Genomic DNA, 16,823 nt, shown 5'->3' with positions numbered 1-16,823 from the left:
GCGCCAACTTGTCATCTCGCGGAAAGACGCGCGGTCGACAGCGGCAGCGCACCCGGATGCACCGGGGCCGGCAGATCCGAGGCGCCCATGAGGAATTCGTCCACACCCCGTGCCGCCGCCCGTCCCTCGGCGATCGCCCACACCACCAACGACGCGCCGCGATGGGCGTCGCCGCAGACGAAGACGCCCTCCGCCGTGGTCTGCCACCCGCTCCCACAGGACAGGGTTCCGCGGGGTGTCGTCGACAGGCCGAGGTCGTCGAGCAGCGCCATCGGCTCCACCCCCTCGAAGCCGATCGCGAACAACGCGAGATCGCATGTGATCTCGAAGTCGTCGCCGACGGGCACGACGGTGCGTCCTCCGCCCTCGTCGCGCCGCACCTCCACCTCGGCCAGCACGAGGTGCGTGACGCGTCCCGCGGCGTCGCCACGGAACCGTTGCACGGCGACCTGATACCTGCGCTCGCCGCCCTCGTGATGCGATGACGACGTCCGCATCACCAACGGCCAGGTGGGCCACGGCGAGAGTCCGTCGTCGCGGCTGCGCGGCAGTTCGGGGTTGTAGTCGAGCTGGGTCACCGACGCGGCACCCTGGCGGTGGGCGGTGCCCAGGCAGTCGGCGCCGGTGTCGCCGCCGCCGATGATGACGACGTGCTTGCCGCGGGCGGTGATCGGGCTCGGTCCGTCACCCTCGCATTCGCGGTTGGCGGGCACGAGATGCTCCATCGCCAGATGGACACCGTCGAGCTCGCGGCCGGGAACCACGTTGTCGCGCGCGGCGAGCGCACCGACGGCGAGCACGACCGCGTCGTGTCGGGCTCGCAGGTCGGCGACACCGAGATCGACGCCCACGTCGACCCCGGTCCGGAAGTCGGTGCCCTCGGCGCGCATCTGCGCCAGCCGTCGGTCGATGTCGGATTTCTGCAGCTTGTACTCGGGGATGCCGTACCGCAGCAGGCCGCCGAGGCGGTCGTCGCGTTCGTAGACGGTGACGTCGTGCCCGGCACGGGTCAGCTGCTGGGCGGCGGCGAGACCGGCGGGACCCGAACCGACGACGGCGACCGATCGACCCGTTCGCACCGCGGGCATCTTCGGCTCGACCATGCCCTCCTGCCAGGCCACCTCGGCGATCGTCTTCTCGATGCGTTTGATGGTGACGCTGCCGCCGGTCGTCTCGTCCGAGATCGACAGGACGCACGCCGATTCACACGGGGCGGGGCAGATCTTGCCGGTGAACTCCGGGAAGTTGTTCGTCGCGTGCAGACGGTCGGCGGCGGCATCCCACCGACGGCGACGGACGAGGTCGTTCCATTCCGGGATGAGGTTGCCCAGCGGGCACCCCGCCCCACCGGAATGACAGAACGGGATACCGCAGTCCATGCATCGCCGCGCCTGCTCGGAGACCTCCTCGCGCTGCTGGAGCGGGTCGGGATGCTCGTAGACGTCGGCCCAGTCGTGCACCCTCTCCGACGCGGGGCGGGCGCGGTCCTCCCGCTTGCCCACGGTCAGGAATCCGCGTGCGTCAGCCACGTGCCGCCTCCATGATCGCCGAGTCGACATCGCGTCCCTCGGCCTGCGCCATCCGCGCGGCGTCGAGCACGCGCTGGTAATCGGTCGGCATCACCTTCGTGAACGCCTGGGACCGGCGCGGCCAGTCGGCGAGCAGGGACGCGCCGACGCCGGACCCGGTCAGTGCGGTGTGTCGGCCGATCGTCTCGCGCAACCAGGCGAGGTCGTCGGGGTCGGGTCGCTGGAGAGAGACCATCGCGGGGTTGACCTTCGCCGGGTCGAGATCGTGCACGAACGCGATGCCCCCGGACATGCCCGCGGCCATGTTGCGTCCGGTGGGTCCGAGGATCACGACCCGCCCCCCGGTCATGTACTCACACGCGTGGTCGCCCACACCCTCGACGACGGCGGTGGCACCGGAGTTGCGCACCGAGAACCGCTCCCCGACGCGGCCGCGCAGGTACACCTGTCCCGAAGTGGCCCCGTAGAGCAGGGTGTTGCCCGCGATGACCTGATCCTCGGCGACGAACGTCGCGTCGGGATCGGGTCGCACGATCACGGTGCCACCGCAGATGCCCTTGCCCACATAGTCGTTCGCGTCACCGCGCAGGTCGATGGTGACACCCGGCGGGAGGAACGCACCGAGCGACTGTCCGGCCGACCCGGTGAGGTTCACCCGGATGGTGTCGGCGGCGAGTCCCTCGGCACCGTAGCGGCGGGTGACCTCGGCGCCGAGCAGCGTGCCCACGGTGCGGTTCACGTTGCGGACCGGCAGGTCGAGGGTGACCGGGTGCGCGTCCTCGAGGGCACCCTCGGCGAGCTGGATCAGTGTCTGGTCCAGGGCCTTGTCGAGGGCGTGGTACTGCTCGGTGACGCGGCGACGGGCGCCCGGGACGTCGGGCACCGCGAAGATGGGTGACAGGTCGATGCCGCGGCTCTTCCAGTGCGCCACACCGGCTGCGGTGTGCAGCGCGTCGGCCCGCCCGACGGCCTCGTCGATCGACCGGAAGCCGAGCATCGCGAGGTGTTCGCGGACATCGGCGGCGATGAACCGGAAGAAGTTCACGATGTGGTCGGCCTGTCCGGTGAACCGCGCCCGCAACACCGGGTTCTGCGTGGCGACCCCCACCGGGCAGGTGTCGAGATGGCAGACGCGCATCATGATGCAGCCCGCCACGATGAGCGGCGCGGTGGAGAACCCGAACTCCTCGGCCCCGAGCAGAGCGGCCACCATCACGTCGCGCCCGGTCCGCAGGGCGCCGTCGCACTGGACGGTGATGCGATCACGTAACCCGTTGAGCATCAGCGTCTGCTGCGCATCGGCCAGACCGATCTCCCAGGGCGTGCCGGCGTGTTTGAGGGAGGTCAGCGGCGACGCACCGGTACCGCCGTCGTGGCCGGAGATCAACACCACGTCGGCGTGCGCCTTCGACACCCCCGCCGCGACGGTGCCCACACCGACCGCGGAGACGAGCTTCACGTGGACGCGCGCGTTCGAGTTCGCGTTCTTCAGGTCGTGGATGAGTTGGGCGAGGTCCTCGATCGAGTAGATGTCGTGATGCGGGGGCGGCGAGATGAGCGCGACACCGGGCGTGGAGTGCCGGGTCTTGGCGATCCACGGATACACCTTGTAGGCCGGGAGTTGTCCACCCTCACCGGGTTTGGCGCCCTGGGCCATCTTGATCTGGATATCGGTGGCGTTGGTGAGGTAGTCGCTGGTCACCCCGAACCGTCCGGAGGCGACCTGTTTCACCGCGCTGCGGCGCTGCGGGTCGTAGAGGCGGTCGGTGTCCTCGCCGCCCTCCCCGGAGTTCGACCGCCCGCCGATCCGGTTCATCGCGATCGCCATCGTCTCGTGCGCCTCGGCAGAGATGGAGCCGTAACTCATGGCCCCGGTGTTGAACCGGGTCATGATCGACTCCACCGACTCGACCTCGTCGATGGGCACCGGCGACCGCCCAGCGGTGTCGTCGTCCGCGGCGACGAAGTCGAACAGTCCACGGAGCGTGCCGCCCTCGGCCGACAGACGGTTGACCTCGTCGCAGTACCGGCGGTAGACGTCCTCCCTGCCACTGGCGGTCGCGTGCTGCAGGAGGAACACGGTCTCGGGGGTGAACAGATGCAACTCCCCCTCGCGACGGAACTGGTACTCGCCACCGACGTCGAGCCGGCGGAAGACCTGCTCGGTGGGGTTGTCCGGGAAGGCCCGGCGGTGTCGGATCGCCACCTCCTCGGCGAGCTCGGCCAGCCCCACACCCTCGATACGCGACACGGTGCGGGTGAAGTACTCGGCGACGAGGTCCGACGACAGTCCGACGGCCTCGAAACACTGTGCGCCGGTGTAGGAGCTGACGGTGGAAATGCCCATCTTGCTCATGACCTTGAGCACCCCCTTGCCCAGGGCCAGGAGGTAGTTGCGGACCGCCCCGGTGGGGGCGACGCCGGTCAGCTCACCCTCGCGGATGAGGTCCTCGATGGACTCGAAGGCCAGGTACGGGTTGACCGCCGCGGCGCCGAAACCGATCAACAGCGCCACGTGGTGCACCTCGCGCGCATCACCTGTCTCGACGACGAGCGCGACCCTCGTGCGCTCTTTCGTTCGCACCAGATGGTGGTGGACCGCCGAGACCGCGAGCAGTGACGGGATCGGGGCGTGGTCACGATCGGCCTCGCGATCGCTGATCACCAGGGTGGAGTGACCGTCGGCGATGGCCTGGGAGGCACGCGCCCGCAGATCGTCGAGCGCGTGGGCGAGTGCCTCACCTCCCCCGCCGACCTCGAAGTGCGCGCGCAGGACACGGGCCGACAGACCGCGGTGATTGCCGTCGTCGTCGATGTGGACGATCTTGGCCAGCTCGTCGTTGTCGAGGACCGGCCACGGCAGAACGATCTGTCGGCACGACGCCGCCGAGGGAGCGAGCAGGTTGTGTTCGGGCCCCATGACCCGCGCCATCGACGTGACGATCTCCTCGCGGATCGCGTCGAGTGGCGGGTTGGTGACCTGCGCGAACAGTTCGACGAAGTAGTCGTAGAGCAGCCGTGACCGGCGCGAGAGGACCGCGACCGGGGTGTCGGTGCCCATCGACCCCAGTGGCTCGGTGCCACCGGCGGCCATCGGCGTCAACAGGATGCGCAGATCTTCCTCGGTGTACCCGAACGACACCTGCCTGCGCACCACCGACTCGTGGGTCGGCACGAAGCGCGGTCGGTCGGGCAGCGTGGCGATCTCGAGCAATCCGGCGTGCAGCCATTCGGCGTAGGGGGCGGCGGCGATGAGATCGGACTTGATCTCCTCGTCGCCCACGATGCGTCCGATCGCGGTGTCGACGAGGAACATCCGTCCGGGCTCGAGGCGTCCCTTCGCCACGACGTCGTCGACGCCGATGTCGAGCACCCCGGACTCCGACGCGAGGACCACACGGCCACCGCGGGTCTGCCACCACCGCCCGGGGCGCAGCCCGTTGCGGTCGAGCACCGCACCGACGACGGTGCCGTCGGTGAAGGTGACACACGCCGGGCCGTCCCATGCCTCCATCAGCGATCCGTGGAACTGACAGAACGCCCGCCGGTCGGGATCCATGTCGGCCACGTTCTCCCACGCCTCGGGGACCATCATCATCACGCTGTGCGCGACGCTGCGGCCGCCGAGGTGCAGCAGTTCGAGGACCTCGTCGAGAGACGCGGAATCGGACGCATCGGGTGTGCAGATCGGGAACAGGCGGCGGAGATCACCGGGGATGAGATCGCTGTCGAGCATCGCCTCCCGGGCGCGCATGCGGTTGCGGTTGCCGCGCACGGTGTTGATCTCGCCGTTGTGCGCGACGTAGCGGAACGGATGCGCGAGGGGCCACGACGGAAAGGTGTTGGTGGAGAAGCGCGAATGGACGATGGCGATGGCGCTCTCGCACCGCTCGTCGCGCAGGTCGGCGTAGTAGAGCGGCAGCTGGGTGGTGGTGAGCATGCCCTTGTACACCATGGTGCGACTCGACAGCGACGCGAAATAGACTCCGCTGCCCTCGGATTCGACATGGGCGTCGGTCTGTTCGGCGCGTTTGCGCAGGGGGTACACGATGCGGTCGAGATCGATGCCCGCCGGCCGGGGTGTGCCGTCGTCGGTGTCGACCGTGACGAACAGTTGCGCCATGTGCGGCATACAGCCGCGGGCGGTGGCGCCGAGGTCGGCTCCGTCGGCGTCGGTCGGCAGGTCGCGCCAGCCGAGGACGGTGACGCCCTCGTCGGCGGCGATCGACTCGATTCGCGCGGTCGCCGCCGCGCGTGCGGACGCGTCGACGGGCAGGAAACAGACGCCGGCCGCGTAGGAGTGGTTGCCCGACAGGTCGGGATCGGGCAGGTCGAACGATGTCTGCGCGCGCAGCAGGGCGTCGGGCAGTTGGATCAGGATGCCGGCGCCGTCGCCGCTGTTCGTCTCGGCGCCCGCCGCGCCGCGGTGGTCGAGGTTCTCCAGCGCCAACAGTCCGTCGGCGACGACGTCATGGGAGCGTCGGCCGTGGATGTCGCACACCATCGCGACGCCGCAGGAATCGGCCTCGGCGTCGGGATCGTAGAGGCCCTGCGCGGGCGGGAATGCGGAGAACAGCACCGGTGACAACCTCCACGACAGGCCTGGCGGCCATCAGCGATGGGTCCTCAGGACTGCACCGGCCTGCGGGAGATACGGGTTCGCGATCGACGCACCGTCACGCGAAATCCGATGCTAACACCGTGGTCGCGAGCCCGTCGGGTGTGTTTCCGGCGGGTGGACTCTCCGGTCGGTCAGGACGGCGTGCGTGCACCGTTGGTGTCGTCGCCGTCGGACCCGGGCTCGTCGGGTTCGGCCTTCCCGGCGGCGGAGGTCACCGGCTCGGGTGTCCCGGACGCCGCGTCACCCGTCGCGGTGTCGTCGGTGCCGGTGTCGTCGGCGTCGGCGTCGGCGGCGGTGTCCTCGATGTCACCGCCCCGGACGTCGGCGTCGGGGGCCGACTCGGGACCGGCGCCGTCCCGGTAGATCTCGGCGGGGGACTCTCGACCCTTGCGGGCGAGGATCACGTAGGCGATCGCGCAGCAGAAGACGATGACGGCGGTGAAGACGTTGATGCGGACACCGAAGATGTGGGTGGCCTGGTCCTCACGGAGCAGTTCGATGACGAACCGACCCGCGCAGTATCCGGCGACATAGAGGGCGAACAGGCGGCCGTGACCGATGCGGAACCGTCGGTCGATCACCACCAATGCGATGACGACGAGGACGTTCCAGATCAGCTCGTACAGGAACGTCGGCTGCACCACGTCGACGACGGTGCCGGTGGAGGTGCCGTCGATGAGGCCCGGCCCCACGTTGCCGTTGCGGTCGACGCGTTCGTAGATCTCCAGGCCCCACGGGAGCGAGGTGTGCGCGCCGTAGAGCTCCTGGTTGAAATAGTTGCCCAGCCGACCGATGGCCTGTGCCAACAGGATCGGCGGGCCGATGGCGTCGCCCATGGCCGGCAACGAGATGCCGGCGCGACGCGCCCCGATCCAGGCGCCGAGCGCGCCGAAGAGCACCGCGCCCCAGATGCCGAGGCCGCCGTCCCAGATCTTGAACGCATCGATCGGGGTCTTCGGGCCGTCGCCGAAGTAGGTCCGCCAGTCGGTGGCCAGGTGATAGAGACGGCCTCCGATGAGGCCGAACGGCACCGCCCAGATGGCGATGTCGAGGACTTCACCGTCGCGGCCGCCGCGCGCCTGCCACCGCTTGCTGCCCCACCACACCGCGACGACGATGCCGACGATGATGCACAGCGCGTACGCCCGTAACGGGAAACCTCCGAGGTACCAGACACCCTGTGAGGGACTCGGGATGTAGGCCAGGACAGCGGGGTCGGTCACCGTGCCACAGTAGCCGAACGCACTCCCGCGGCCAGTTCCTCCACCAGTGCGGAGACCGCCTCGACACCCTCTGCGGCGGCACTGACGAGAGCGGATCCGACGATGACCCCGTCGGCGTAGGCGGCGATCTCCGCGGCCTGGGCTCCGCTGCGCACGCCGAGTCCGACCCCGATCGGGATGTCGGAGTGTTCCCGGATCCGCCTGCAGAGGCCGGGGGCGGCGTCGGAGACGGCATCGCGCGCACCGGTGACGCCCATCGTCGAGGCCGCGTAGACGAACCCGCGGCTCGAGTCGACGGTCATCGCCAGGCGTTCCTCGGTCGAGGAGGGCGCGACCAGGAAGATCGGGTCGAGAGCGTGATCGTCGGCCGCGGCCAACCAGCCGTCGGCCTCCTCGGGGATGAGGTTGGGGGTGATCAGCCCACGACCGCCCGCCGCGGCGAGATCACGGGCGAACGCGTCGACGCCGTAGCGCAGCACGGGATTCCAGTACGACATGACCACCGGCGCTCCCCCGGCGTCGGCGACCGCCTCGGCGGCGGCGAACACGTCGCGGACGCGGGTGCCCGCACGAAGCGCGGTGTCGGCGGCGTCCTGGATGGTCGGGCCGTCCATCACCGGGTCGGAGTACGGGATGCCGAGTTCGACTATGTCGCACCCGGACTGCACCAGTGCGCGCACCAGCTCCAACGAGGTGGGGACGTCGGGATAGCCGACGGGCAGATATCCGACGAGCGCACTGCGGTTCTCGGCCGAGCACTGCGCGAAGACCGGGGCCAGGCGCGAGGAGCTCACGGGGTGATACCCGGGGCGGGCGGCTGCGTGGTCGAGGTGTCGACCCCAGAGGAGTCGGCTGTCGAGGGGTCACCGAGTGTGGTGCCGCTGCCGTCGCTGCCGGCCGGTTTGTCGAGCAGACCGAACCACCGAGCGGCGGTGTCGACGTCCTTGTCGCCGCGTCCGGACAGGTTGACCACGATGACGGCCCCCTCGCCCAGTTCCGCACCGAGGTCGATGGCGCCCGCGACGGCGTGGGCGGACTCGATGGCCGGGATGATGCCCTCGGTCTTGCTCAACACCGACAGTGCGTCCATCGCGGCGGCGTCGGTGACCGGGCGGTACTCGGCCCGACCGGTCTCGAGCAGGTGTGCGTGTTCGGGGCCGACACCGGGGTAGTCGAGACCGGCGGAGATCGAGTGCGATTCGATCGTCTGGCCGTCGTCGTCCTGCAGCAGGTAGGAGTAGGCGCCCTGAAAGGCACCGGGAGTGCCGCCGGAGAAGGTGGCCGCGTGCCGTCCGGACTCGACGCCGTCACCGGCCGCCTCGAAACCGACCAGGCGCACCTCGGCATCGGCGATGAACGGGTGGAAGATGCCGATCGCGTTCGATCCGCCGCCGACACACGCCACGACGGCGTCGGGCAGCGCGCCGGTCTGCTCGAGGATCTGCGCGCGGGCCTCCAGTCCGACGATGCGCTGCAGATCGCGCACCATCAGCGGGAACGGGTGTGGACCGGCCGCGGTGCCGAAGCAGTAGTAGGTGTTGTGGGCGTTGGTGACCCAGTCACGCATGGCCTCGTTGATCGCGTCCTTGAGCGTCGCCGAACCGTTGTCGACCGCGATGACCGAGGCACCGAGCAGTCGCATGCGGGCGACGTTGAGTGCCTGCCGTTCGGTGTCGACGCGGCCCATGTAGACGATGCACTCGAGGCCGAGCAGTGCGCAGGCGGTGGCGGTGGCGACACCGTGCTGACCGGCGCCCGTCTCGGCGATGACCCGCGTCTTGCCCATCCTCTGGGCGAGCAGGGCCTGACCGATGACGTTGTTGATCTTGTGCGAACCGGTGTGGTTCAGATCCTCGCGCTTGAGGAAGATGCGGGCGCCACCGGCGGCGGCGCTCAGCCGTGTCGCCTCGAACAGCGGCGACGGGCGACCGCTGTAGTCACGCTGCAGGCGGTCGAGTTCGGCCAGGAACTCGTCGTCGCTGCGGACCTTCTCGTAGGTCGTCGTGACCTCGTCGATGACGGCCATCAGGGCCTCGGGCACATGGCGGCCGCCGAAGCTTCCGAAGTACCCGCGGGCGTCCGGATCGAACTCGGTGCGCTCGGACAGTCCCACGCTGGCGGTGGGGAAGGGACGGGAGGCGTGATCGATGGACACGCTTCAGCGTACCGGTTTGGGGCAGGACGGATGCGTCCCGGCGGTGACGAGCTCACGTACCGCTGCACGAGGATCGCCACTGGTGACCAGACCCTCACCGACGAGAACCGCGTCGGCACCGGCGCCGGCGTAAGCGAGGAGATCTGCCGTGCCGCGCACACCCGACTCGGCGATGCGGATGATCTCGGTGGGCAGTCCGGGGGCGATGCGCGCGAAGCTGTCCCGGTCGACCTCGAGGGTCTTGAGGTTGCGGGCGTTGACGCCGACCACCGAGGCACCGGCCTCGAGCGCGCGGTCGGCCTCCTCCTCGGTGTGCACCTCGACGAGTGCGGTCATGCCGAGTGATTCGGTGCGATCGAGCAGCGAGGCGAGGACGTTCTGTTCGAGCGCGGCGACGATGAGCAGGATGACGTCGGCGCCATGCGCCCGTGCCTCGTGGATCTGGTACGGCCCGACGATGAAGTCCTTGCGCAGCACGGGGATCTGCACGGCCGCGCGGACGGCGTCGAGATCGTCGAGGGAGCCGCCGAAGCGGCGCCCCTCGGTGAGCACGCTGATGATGCGGGCGCCGCCGCTCTCGTAGGCCTCGGCCAGGGCGGCCGGGTCGGTGATGTCGGCGAGCTCGCCTCGAGACGGGCTGGCGCGCTTGACCTCGGCGATGACGCCGATGCCGGTCTCGCGCAACGCGGCTGCGGCGTCGCGCGGATCGGGTGCGGCGGCCGAGGCGGCCTTCACGGCGGCGAAATCGAGGACCGCCTCACGGGCGGCGACGTCGGCCTTCACCCCGTCGATGATCGAGTCGAGGACGTTCGGCGTACTCATGGGTGCGCGGCCCCCTTCCGGCGGTGACGGACGGAAGTCGGTGGGTGGTCCACGTCATCCCTGTTCGCCACAGGGTAGCCCGGCAACCGGTGTCGGCCCTCAGGCGGGGTGGGCTCGGCGCGCGGGTGTCACCGGGTCGTCGACCCGGGGTCGTCGTCGCTGGTGGACGGCCCGTCACTGCGACCATCCGGGCGCATCCGGGTCGGGTCGGCGCCGTTGTCGAGGGCGTCCCACAGCATGCGTTCGGTGAGATCGTCCGGCGCGCCGTCGGTGGTCGCGGGCGACTGCGTGCCGGGCGTGGCCGCGGGGTCGGCCGGGCGGTCGCGATCGGCGAACACCTTCTCCTCGAGTTCGGCGCGGCGCGCGGCCGGCGAGCGGTACTTCGACGACATCGGCGCGGCGCCGCGCGCGCCGCGCAGCAGGACGACCGCTGCGGCGACGGCGATCACGCCACCGACGAACACGACGATCGCCGCCTGGTCGTGGGTCTCGACCGACACCACCTGATAGCGGCCGGGGACGTCGACGGCCTTTGCGGCGTAGGCACCGGGGTTGTTGCCGGTGAGCAGCGAGATGGCGGGCAACACCCCGAGGATGCCGATGAGCGCGACGATCAGCGCCGTGATCCGCAGCGCCCATCCGCGCAACGACACCGCCGCCGCGATGGCCGCGACGAGCACGATGGCCACGGGCGTGAGCCACGGACTCCAGTCCGATCCGTGGACGGTGAACCCTCGTTCGGGGCCGAGTCCGTCGCTGGTGGACAGCGACGCCCACGTCAGCCGCGACGCCGCCCACAGTGCCGCGGCCGCCGCGGCCAGCAGGATCGACGCGGTGGTCAGCGTCCGACGTCGGTGCAGGCGCTCGGCGGCCGCGACGTCGACGGTGCCGGACCCGGCGCGCGAGGCGGGCTCGTCGGTCGGCTGCCGGTCGGAGGGTGTGGGCTGGTTCGGCGTCTCGGTCATGGCGTGTGGTCGTGCTCCTCTGTGGTGGTCGTCGGGTCGGGGTCGGTGCCCGTGGCGTCGCCGCGGGCGCCGTCGACGCGACGCATGGTCTGCGCGGCGGCCACCGCCGAGAGCACGGTGCGCGCCTTGTTGCGCGCCTCGTTGAACTCGTAGACGGGGTCGCTGTCGGCGACCACGCCCCCGCCCGCCTGCACGTAGGCGGTGCCGTCCGCCATCACCGCGGTGCGGATGGCGATGGCGGTGTCGGCGTCGCCGGCGAAGTCGAGATAACCCACGATGCCGCCGTAGAGACCGCGCCGGGTCTGCTCGTGTTCGTCGATCAGTTCCATCGCCCGGACCTTCGGTGCGCCGGTGAGGGTCCCCGCGGGGAAGCACGCCGACACCGCGTCGAGGGCGGTGGTCTCGTCACGCAGGCGTCCGGTCACCGTCGACACGAGGTGCATCACGTGGCTGTAGCGCTCGATGTGTCGGTAGTCGTGCACGGTGACCGTGCCCGGCTCACACACCCGACCCAGGTCGTTGCGTCCGAGGTCGACGAGCATCAGGTGCTCGGAGTTCTCCTTCTCGTCGGCGAGGAGGTCCTTGGCCAACAGGACGTCCTCCTCCTCGGTCGCACCGCGCCACCGCGTGCCCGCGATGGGATGGGTGGTGGCGATCCGGTCGTGGACGGTCACCAGCGCCTCGGGGCTCGAGCCGACGACGGTGAACGGTTCGCGCCCGCCCTGCTCGGCGCCGATACCGGGCACCCGCAGCAGGTACATGTACGGGCTCGGGTTCGAGGCCCGGAGCACCCGGTAGACGTCGATGGGGTCGGCGTCGGTCGTCATCTCGAACCGCATCGACGGCACCACCTGGAAGGCCTCGCCCGCCTCGATCTCGCCGACCAGCGCGGTGACGACGGTGCCGTACTCCTCCTGGGTGCGTTGGCTGCGGTACTCCGGGTCGGGGGTCGCGAAGGTCGACACCGTCGACGGTGTCGGCGCGGCGAGATCGGCGGTCATGCGATCGAGCCGCGCGACGGCGTCGTCGTACGCGGCATCGACGCGGTCGTCGGACCCGTCGAAGTTGATCGCGTTGGCGATGAGGGTGATCGCACCCTCGTGGTGGTCGACGGCCGCGATGTCGGCGGCGAGCAGCATCATCATCTCCGGCAGATGCAGGTCGTCGACGGTGGTGTCGGGCAGCTTCTCGAGCCTGCGGACCGCGTCGTAGGCCAGGTAGCCCACGAATCCGCCGGTGAGCGGCGGCATGCCCGGCAACCGATCGGTGGCGAGCAACCGCAACGACTCCGCGAGCGCGACGAGGGGGTCGCCGTCGCGGGGTGCGCCGTCGGGGACGGTGCCCCACCAGTGCGCCTGCCCGTCGACGACGGTCAGTGCCGCCGGCGAACCGGCGCCGATGAACGACCACCGCGACCACGACCGCCCGTTCTCGGCCGACTCCAGCAGGAACGTGCCGGGCCGGTCGCCGGCGAGTTTGCGGTACGCCGACAGCGGCGTCTCGGAGTCGGCGAGCACCTTGCGGGTGACGGGGACGACGCGGTGGTCGCGCGCGAGCTCGACGAACACCTCCCGCGGGGTGGTCCCGTCGGTGGGTGGACGTCCGGCGGTCGGGTGAACGGAGGTGGGCACGCCCTATTGTCCCAGCGGTTCCCCGCCGACGCCCCAGTGGGACCGGGGGACCTCGGTGATGGTGACCCACACCGAATCGGGGTCCTTGCCGGTGGCCTTGGCGTAGGCCTCGGTGACCGCGGCGATGGTCTCGCGCTTCACGCGGTCACTGGATCCGGGGGTCTGCGAGATCTGGATGAGGGGCATCAGGGGCCTTTCACGTCGAGGGCGCGCGACGGGTCGAAACAACTGTGCGTCCCGGTGTGACAGGCGGGACCGGTCTGGTCGACGATCACCAGCAGGGCGTCACCGTCGCAGTCCAGGCGTACCTCGTGCACGGCCTGGACGTGTCCGCTGGTCTCCCCCTTCACCCAGTATTCCTGCCGTGACCGCGACCAGTACGTGGCGCGACCGGTGGCCAGGGTCCGCCCGAGCGCCTCGGCGTCCATCCACGCGAGCATCAACACCTCGCCGGTGGAGCGCTCCTGCACGACCGCTGCGACCAGTCCGTCGTCGGTGCGGCGCAGCCGCTGCTCGATCGCCGGGTCGAGGCCGCTCATCGGACCACCACCCCGTCGTGACGCATGGCGTCCTTCACCTCACCGATCCGCAGGTCGCCGAAGTGGAACACCGAGGCGGCCAACACCGCGTCGGCCCCGGCGCGGACGGCGGGGGTGAAGTGCTCGACCCGTCCGGCGCCACCGCTGGCGATCACCGGGACGGTGACCGCGGCGCGCACGGCACCGATCATCGTCAGGTCGAAACCGTTCTTGGTGCCGTCGGCGTCCATGGAGTTGAGAAGGATCTCCCCCACCCCGAGGTCCTGTCCGCGACGGGCCCACTCGACCGCGTCGATGCCGGTGCCGCGTCGCCCGCCGTGGGTGGTGACCTCCCAGCCCGACGGTGTCGGGGCCTCGCCGTCGGGGACGGTGCGCGCGTCGACCGACAACACGATGCACTGCGATCCGAAGTGGCGGCTCATCTCCTCCAGCACCTCGGGGCGTGCGATGGCCGCGGTGTTGACGCCGACCTTGTCGGCGCCGGCGCGCAACAGGGTGTCGACGTCGGCGACCGTGCGCACGCCACCACCGACGGTCAGCGGGATGAACACCTGATCGGCGGTGCGACGCACGACGTCGAGCATCGTCGACCGTCCCGAACTCGAGGCGGTGACGTCGAGGAAGGTCAGTTCGTCGGCGCCCGCGGCGTCGTAGGCCGCGGCGAGTTCGACCGGGTCACCGGCGTCGCGCAGGTCGACGAAGTTGACACCCTTCACAACCCGACCGGCGTCGACGTCGAGGCACGGGATGACCCGGACGGCGACGGTCATGACCGTCCCCCCGGGGGACCGACCTCGGCGATGATCGCCGCGAGTGCACCGTGCACCCCGGGTGCTCCCACCAACATCGACGGCGACGACACCGTCCACGGGTCGCCGGCGAGATCGGTGACCTCTCCCCCGGCCGCGAGGACGAGGGCGGCACCGGCCGCGTTGTCCCACGCGTGGTGGCCGAAACAGACTGCGCCACCGATGTTCCCGGCAGCACACAGGGCCATGTCGATGCCGGTGCTGCCCAGCAGGCGTAGCCGCGACACCCGTCGGGAGAGCTGTCCGAGGATGTCGATCCGCCACTGTCCGGGGTAACGGCCCGCGCTGTCGACGTTGAACGCACCGAACGCGATCATCGAGTCCTCGAGGCGGGTGGGGCGCAGCGGTGGGAGTTCCTCGCCGTTGCAGACGACCGGGCCGTCGACGAACGCCGAGTAGCGGCGGTCGAACAGCGGGAGCCAGGTGAGACCGAGGACCGGCGCACCGTCGTGCAGCAGGGCCACCAGGGTGCCGGCCAGCGGGAGGCCGGCCGAGTAGTTGGCGGTGCCGTCGATCGGGTCGACCACCCACACCGTCCCGGAGGTGACGTCGGGTCCGCCGTACTCCTCACCGTGGACGGCGATCCCGGTGGCGTCGGACAGCCGCGCGGAGAGCAGTCGTTCCAGTTCGAGATCGAGCTCGGTTGCGAAGTCGTTGCCGCCCTTGTCGACCGCACTCGGGGCGCCGAGTCCCTCGAGGAAACGCGGTGTGATCTCGTCGAGCAGACCCGTGGCGATCGACAGCAGTCGCGGCGGGTCGAGATCGGCGGGCAGGGTCCCGACGACGGTCGGGGCCATCACCGCCCGGCCACTGCGGCCAGCGCCTCGGGCAGCGTGAACCGCCCGGCGTAGAGCGCCTTCCCGACGATCGCCCCCTCGACGCCCGCGTCCACCAGGCCGGCTATCGCGACGAGATCGTCGACGGTCGAGACGCCACCGGAGGCGACGATCGGCGCCGACGCACGCTGGGCGACCTCCCGCAGCAGGTCGAGGTTCGGGCCGGTGAGTGTGCCGTCCTTGCTCACGTCGGTGACCACGTATCGCGAGCAGCCGTCGCGTTCGAGACGCTCGAGCACCTCCCACAGATCGCCGCCGTCGGACACCCAGCCGCGTCCGCGCAGCCGCCACCCGCGGTCCTCGTGGACGGCGTCGAGACCGATCGCGACGCGGTCGCCGAACTCGCCGACGATCCGCGAGCACCACTGCGGGTCCTCGAGCGCGGCGGTCCCGATGTTGACGCGTGTGCACCCGGTGGCCAGGGCCGCACGCAGGGAGTCGTCGTCGCGGATACCGCCGGACAGTTCGACTTTCACGTCGAGTTCACCGACGACCGCCGCGAGCAGTTCGCGGTTGTCCCCCCGGCCGAACGCGGCGTCGAGATCGACCAGATGGATCCACTCGGCGCCGTCGCGCTGCCAGGCCATGGCGGCCTCACGCGGCGACCCGTAGGACGTCTCCGACCCCGCCGCCCCCTGGACGAGCCGGACGGCCTGGCCGTCGGCGACGTCGACCGCGGGCAGGAGTTCGAGCGTGGACGGCATCTGGTGGGGCCTTTCGTCGGGAGTCACCGCGGGACGCGGGATCTCAGTGTTCGTCATCGGTGGGCGTCGGCGGTGTCTGCGCGGTGGGCGTCTGGGGAGACGAGGTCCGGGATGTGGATTCGACGGAGCGCGCGGCCGCGTCGACCATCCGGTTGGCGACCACGCCCATGACGGCGATGGCGACCGCGACGGCCAGCAGAGCGACCACGAGCGCGGCGGGCGCCGACACCCGCGTCACCCCGTAGATGATCGGGACCGAGACGACCAGCACCAGGGTCCCGGCGCCGAGCACCGCGAGCGCCAACCGCGCGAAGGAGAACGGGCGGGGGGCCGGTCGGTCCCGGTCGCCGCTCACAGCGACCGGACCCAGTTCTCGAGCAGCGCGGCACCCGCGTCACCCGATTTCTCGGGGTGGAACTGGGTGGCGGAGAGGGGTCCGTTCTCGACCGCGGCGAGGAACGGGGCGCCGTGTTCGGCCCAGGTGGTGATGGCCGGCGCGATCCGGGAACCGTCGCTGTCGAGGTCCCACGACTGCGCGGCATAGGAGTGCACGAAGTAGAACCGGGTGTCGGCGTCGAGACCGTCGAACAGCACCGATCCGGCACCTGCGTCGACGGTGTTCCATCCCATGTGTGGCAGGACCGGCGCGGGCAGTTGCGTGACGGCGCCAGGCCATTCACCGCAGCCCGCCGCCTGCACACCGAACTCGACACCCTCTTCGAACAGGATCTGCATGCCGACGCAGATGCCGAGCACCGGACGTCCCCCGGCCAGCCGCTGATCGATGATCCGGTCACCGCGGGCGGCGGTCAGGCCCGCCATGCATGCGGCGAAGGCGCCGACCCCGGGGACGACGAGGCCGTCGCACCCGAGGGCGTCGTCACGGTCGGCGGTGACGGTGACCTGCGCGCCGGTGCGTTCGAGCGCGCGTTGTGCCGAACGGAGGTTGCCCGACCCGTAGTCGAGGATCGTGACGCGGGGACTCACGA

General features: G+C 70.5%; 15 protein-coding genes. All 15 read right to left on the bottom strand.

The features are described 5' to 3' along the window. Positions 1-11 precede the first annotated feature (11 nt). Positions 12-1,529, bottom strand: a complete 1,518-nt coding sequence (locus ACQ7HM_RS17110; protein WP_434217418.1) for a glutamate synthase subunit beta — start codon at positions 1,527-1,529, stop codon at positions 12-14. After that, positions 1,522-6,108 (bottom strand): glutamate synthase large subunit, encoded by a 4,587-nt coding sequence (gene gltB, locus ACQ7HM_RS17105; protein WP_434217417.1) that lies wholly within the window; start codon positions 6,106-6,108, stop codon positions 1,522-1,524. Before gltB ends, ACQ7HM_RS17110 begins: the two co-directional genes overlap by 8 nt. A gap of 173 nt (positions 6,109-6,281) precedes the next feature. Beyond that, positions 6,282-7,373 carry a prolipoprotein diacylglyceryl transferase gene (lgt, locus tag ACQ7HM_RS17100; RefSeq protein ID WP_434217416.1) on the bottom strand — a complete coding sequence of 364 codons (1,092 nt, stop codon included), beginning with the start codon at positions 7,371-7,373 and terminating at the stop codon, positions 6,282-6,284. Beyond that, a complete protein-coding gene (trpA, locus tag ACQ7HM_RS17095; RefSeq protein WP_434217415.1) occupies positions 7,370-8,167 on the bottom strand; it encodes a tryptophan synthase subunit alpha in 798 nt (265 codons plus the stop codon). The genes lgt and trpA overlap by 4 nt, the downstream gene beginning before the upstream one ends. Then, positions 8,164-9,528, bottom strand: coding sequence for a tryptophan synthase subunit beta (gene trpB / locus ACQ7HM_RS17090; RefSeq protein WP_434217414.1), 1,365 nt, complete (start codon positions 9,526-9,528; stop codon positions 8,164-8,166). Before trpB ends, trpA begins: the two co-directional genes overlap by 4 nt. Positions 9,529-9,531: 3 nt before the next feature. After that, positions 9,532-10,350 carry an indole-3-glycerol phosphate synthase TrpC gene (gene trpC / locus ACQ7HM_RS17085; RefSeq protein ID WP_434217413.1) on the bottom strand — a complete coding sequence of 273 codons (819 nt, stop codon included), beginning with the start codon at positions 10,348-10,350 and terminating at the stop codon, positions 9,532-9,534. A 128-nt stretch (positions 10,351-10,478) separates the two neighbouring features. Then, entirely contained in the window at positions 10,479-11,315 is an 837-nt protein-coding gene (locus tag ACQ7HM_RS17080; protein WP_434217412.1) for a TIGR02234 family membrane protein, read from the bottom strand. After that, positions 11,312-12,946 (bottom strand): anthranilate synthase component I, encoded by a 1,635-nt coding sequence (locus ACQ7HM_RS17075; protein ID WP_434217411.1) that lies wholly within the window; start codon positions 12,944-12,946, stop codon positions 11,312-11,314. The genes ACQ7HM_RS17080 and ACQ7HM_RS17075 overlap by 4 nt, the downstream gene beginning before the upstream one ends. A 3-nt stretch (positions 12,947-12,949) precedes the next feature. Further along, complete coding sequence (locus ACQ7HM_RS17070; protein ID WP_045823037.1) at positions 12,950-13,132, bottom strand: tautomerase family protein; 183 nt, start codon at positions 13,130-13,132, stop codon at positions 12,950-12,952. Then, positions 13,132-13,485, bottom strand: a complete 354-nt coding sequence (gene hisI, locus ACQ7HM_RS17065) for a phosphoribosyl-AMP cyclohydrolase (RefSeq protein ID WP_434217410.1) — start codon at positions 13,483-13,485, stop codon at positions 13,132-13,134. The genes ACQ7HM_RS17070 and hisI overlap by 1 nt, the downstream gene beginning before the upstream one ends. Further along, the gene (gene hisF / locus ACQ7HM_RS17060) at positions 13,482-14,255 is read right to left on the bottom strand and encodes an imidazole glycerol phosphate synthase subunit HisF (RefSeq protein ID WP_434217409.1); all 774 of its coding nucleotides are present in this window, start codon (positions 14,253-14,255) and stop codon (positions 13,482-13,484) included. The genes hisI and hisF overlap by 4 nt, the downstream gene beginning before the upstream one ends. After that, positions 14,252-15,091: an inositol monophosphatase family protein gene (locus ACQ7HM_RS17055; RefSeq protein WP_434217408.1), complete on the bottom strand. Its 840-nt coding sequence runs from the start codon at positions 15,089-15,091 to the stop codon at positions 14,252-14,254. Before ACQ7HM_RS17055 ends, hisF begins: the two co-directional genes overlap by 4 nt. Next, complete coding sequence (priA, locus tag ACQ7HM_RS17050; RefSeq protein WP_434217407.1) at positions 15,091-15,834, bottom strand: bifunctional 1-(5-phosphoribosyl)-5-((5-phosphoribosylamino)methylideneamino)imidazole-4-carboxamide isomerase/phosphoribosylanthranilate isomerase PriA; 744 nt, start codon at positions 15,832-15,834, stop codon at positions 15,091-15,093. The genes ACQ7HM_RS17055 and priA overlap by 1 nt, the downstream gene beginning before the upstream one ends. A gap of 43 nt (positions 15,835-15,877) precedes the next feature. After that, positions 15,878-16,189, bottom strand: a complete 312-nt coding sequence (locus ACQ7HM_RS17045) for a hypothetical protein (RefSeq protein ID WP_434217406.1) — start codon at positions 16,187-16,189, stop codon at positions 15,878-15,880. After that, the gene (gene hisH, locus ACQ7HM_RS17040) at positions 16,186-16,821 is read right to left on the bottom strand and encodes an imidazole glycerol phosphate synthase subunit HisH (protein WP_434217405.1); all 636 of its coding nucleotides are present in this window, start codon (positions 16,819-16,821) and stop codon (positions 16,186-16,188) included. Before hisH ends, ACQ7HM_RS17045 begins: the two co-directional genes overlap by 4 nt. Positions 16,822-16,823 lie beyond the last annotated feature (2 nt).

The sequence above is a fragment of the Williamsia sp. MIQD14 genome, from assembly GCF_051025635.1.
GTDB lineage: Bacteria > Actinomycetota > Actinomycetes > Mycobacteriales > Mycobacteriaceae > Williamsia_A.
This window is presented reverse-complemented; position numbering and strand designations above follow the sequence as displayed.

Coding starts and splice junctions, on each gene's coding strand:
- trpC (WP_434217413.1), bottom strand. CDS start 10,350: ATGAGTACGCCGAACGTCCTCGACTCGATCATCGACGGGGTGAAGGCC.
- ACQ7HM_RS17080 (WP_434217412.1), bottom strand. CDS start 11,315: ATGACCGAGACGCCGAACCAGCCCACACCCTCCGACCGGCAGCCGACC.
- ACQ7HM_RS17070 (WP_045823037.1), bottom strand. CDS start 13,132: ATGCCCCTCATCCAGATCTCGCAGACCCCCGGATCCAGTGACCGCGTG.
- hisI (WP_434217410.1), bottom strand. CDS start 13,485: ATGAGCGGCCTCGACCCGGCGATCGAGCAGCGGCTGCGCCGCACCGAC.
- hisF (WP_434217409.1), bottom strand. CDS start 14,255: ATGACCGTCGCCGTCCGGGTCATCCCGTGCCTCGACGTCGACGCCGGT.
- ACQ7HM_RS17055 (WP_434217408.1), bottom strand. CDS start 15,091: ATGGCCCCGACCGTCGTCGGGACCCTGCCCGCCGATCTCGACCCGCCG.
- priA (WP_434217407.1), bottom strand. CDS start 15,834: ATGCCGTCCACGCTCGAACTCCTGCCCGCGGTCGACGTCGCCGACGGC.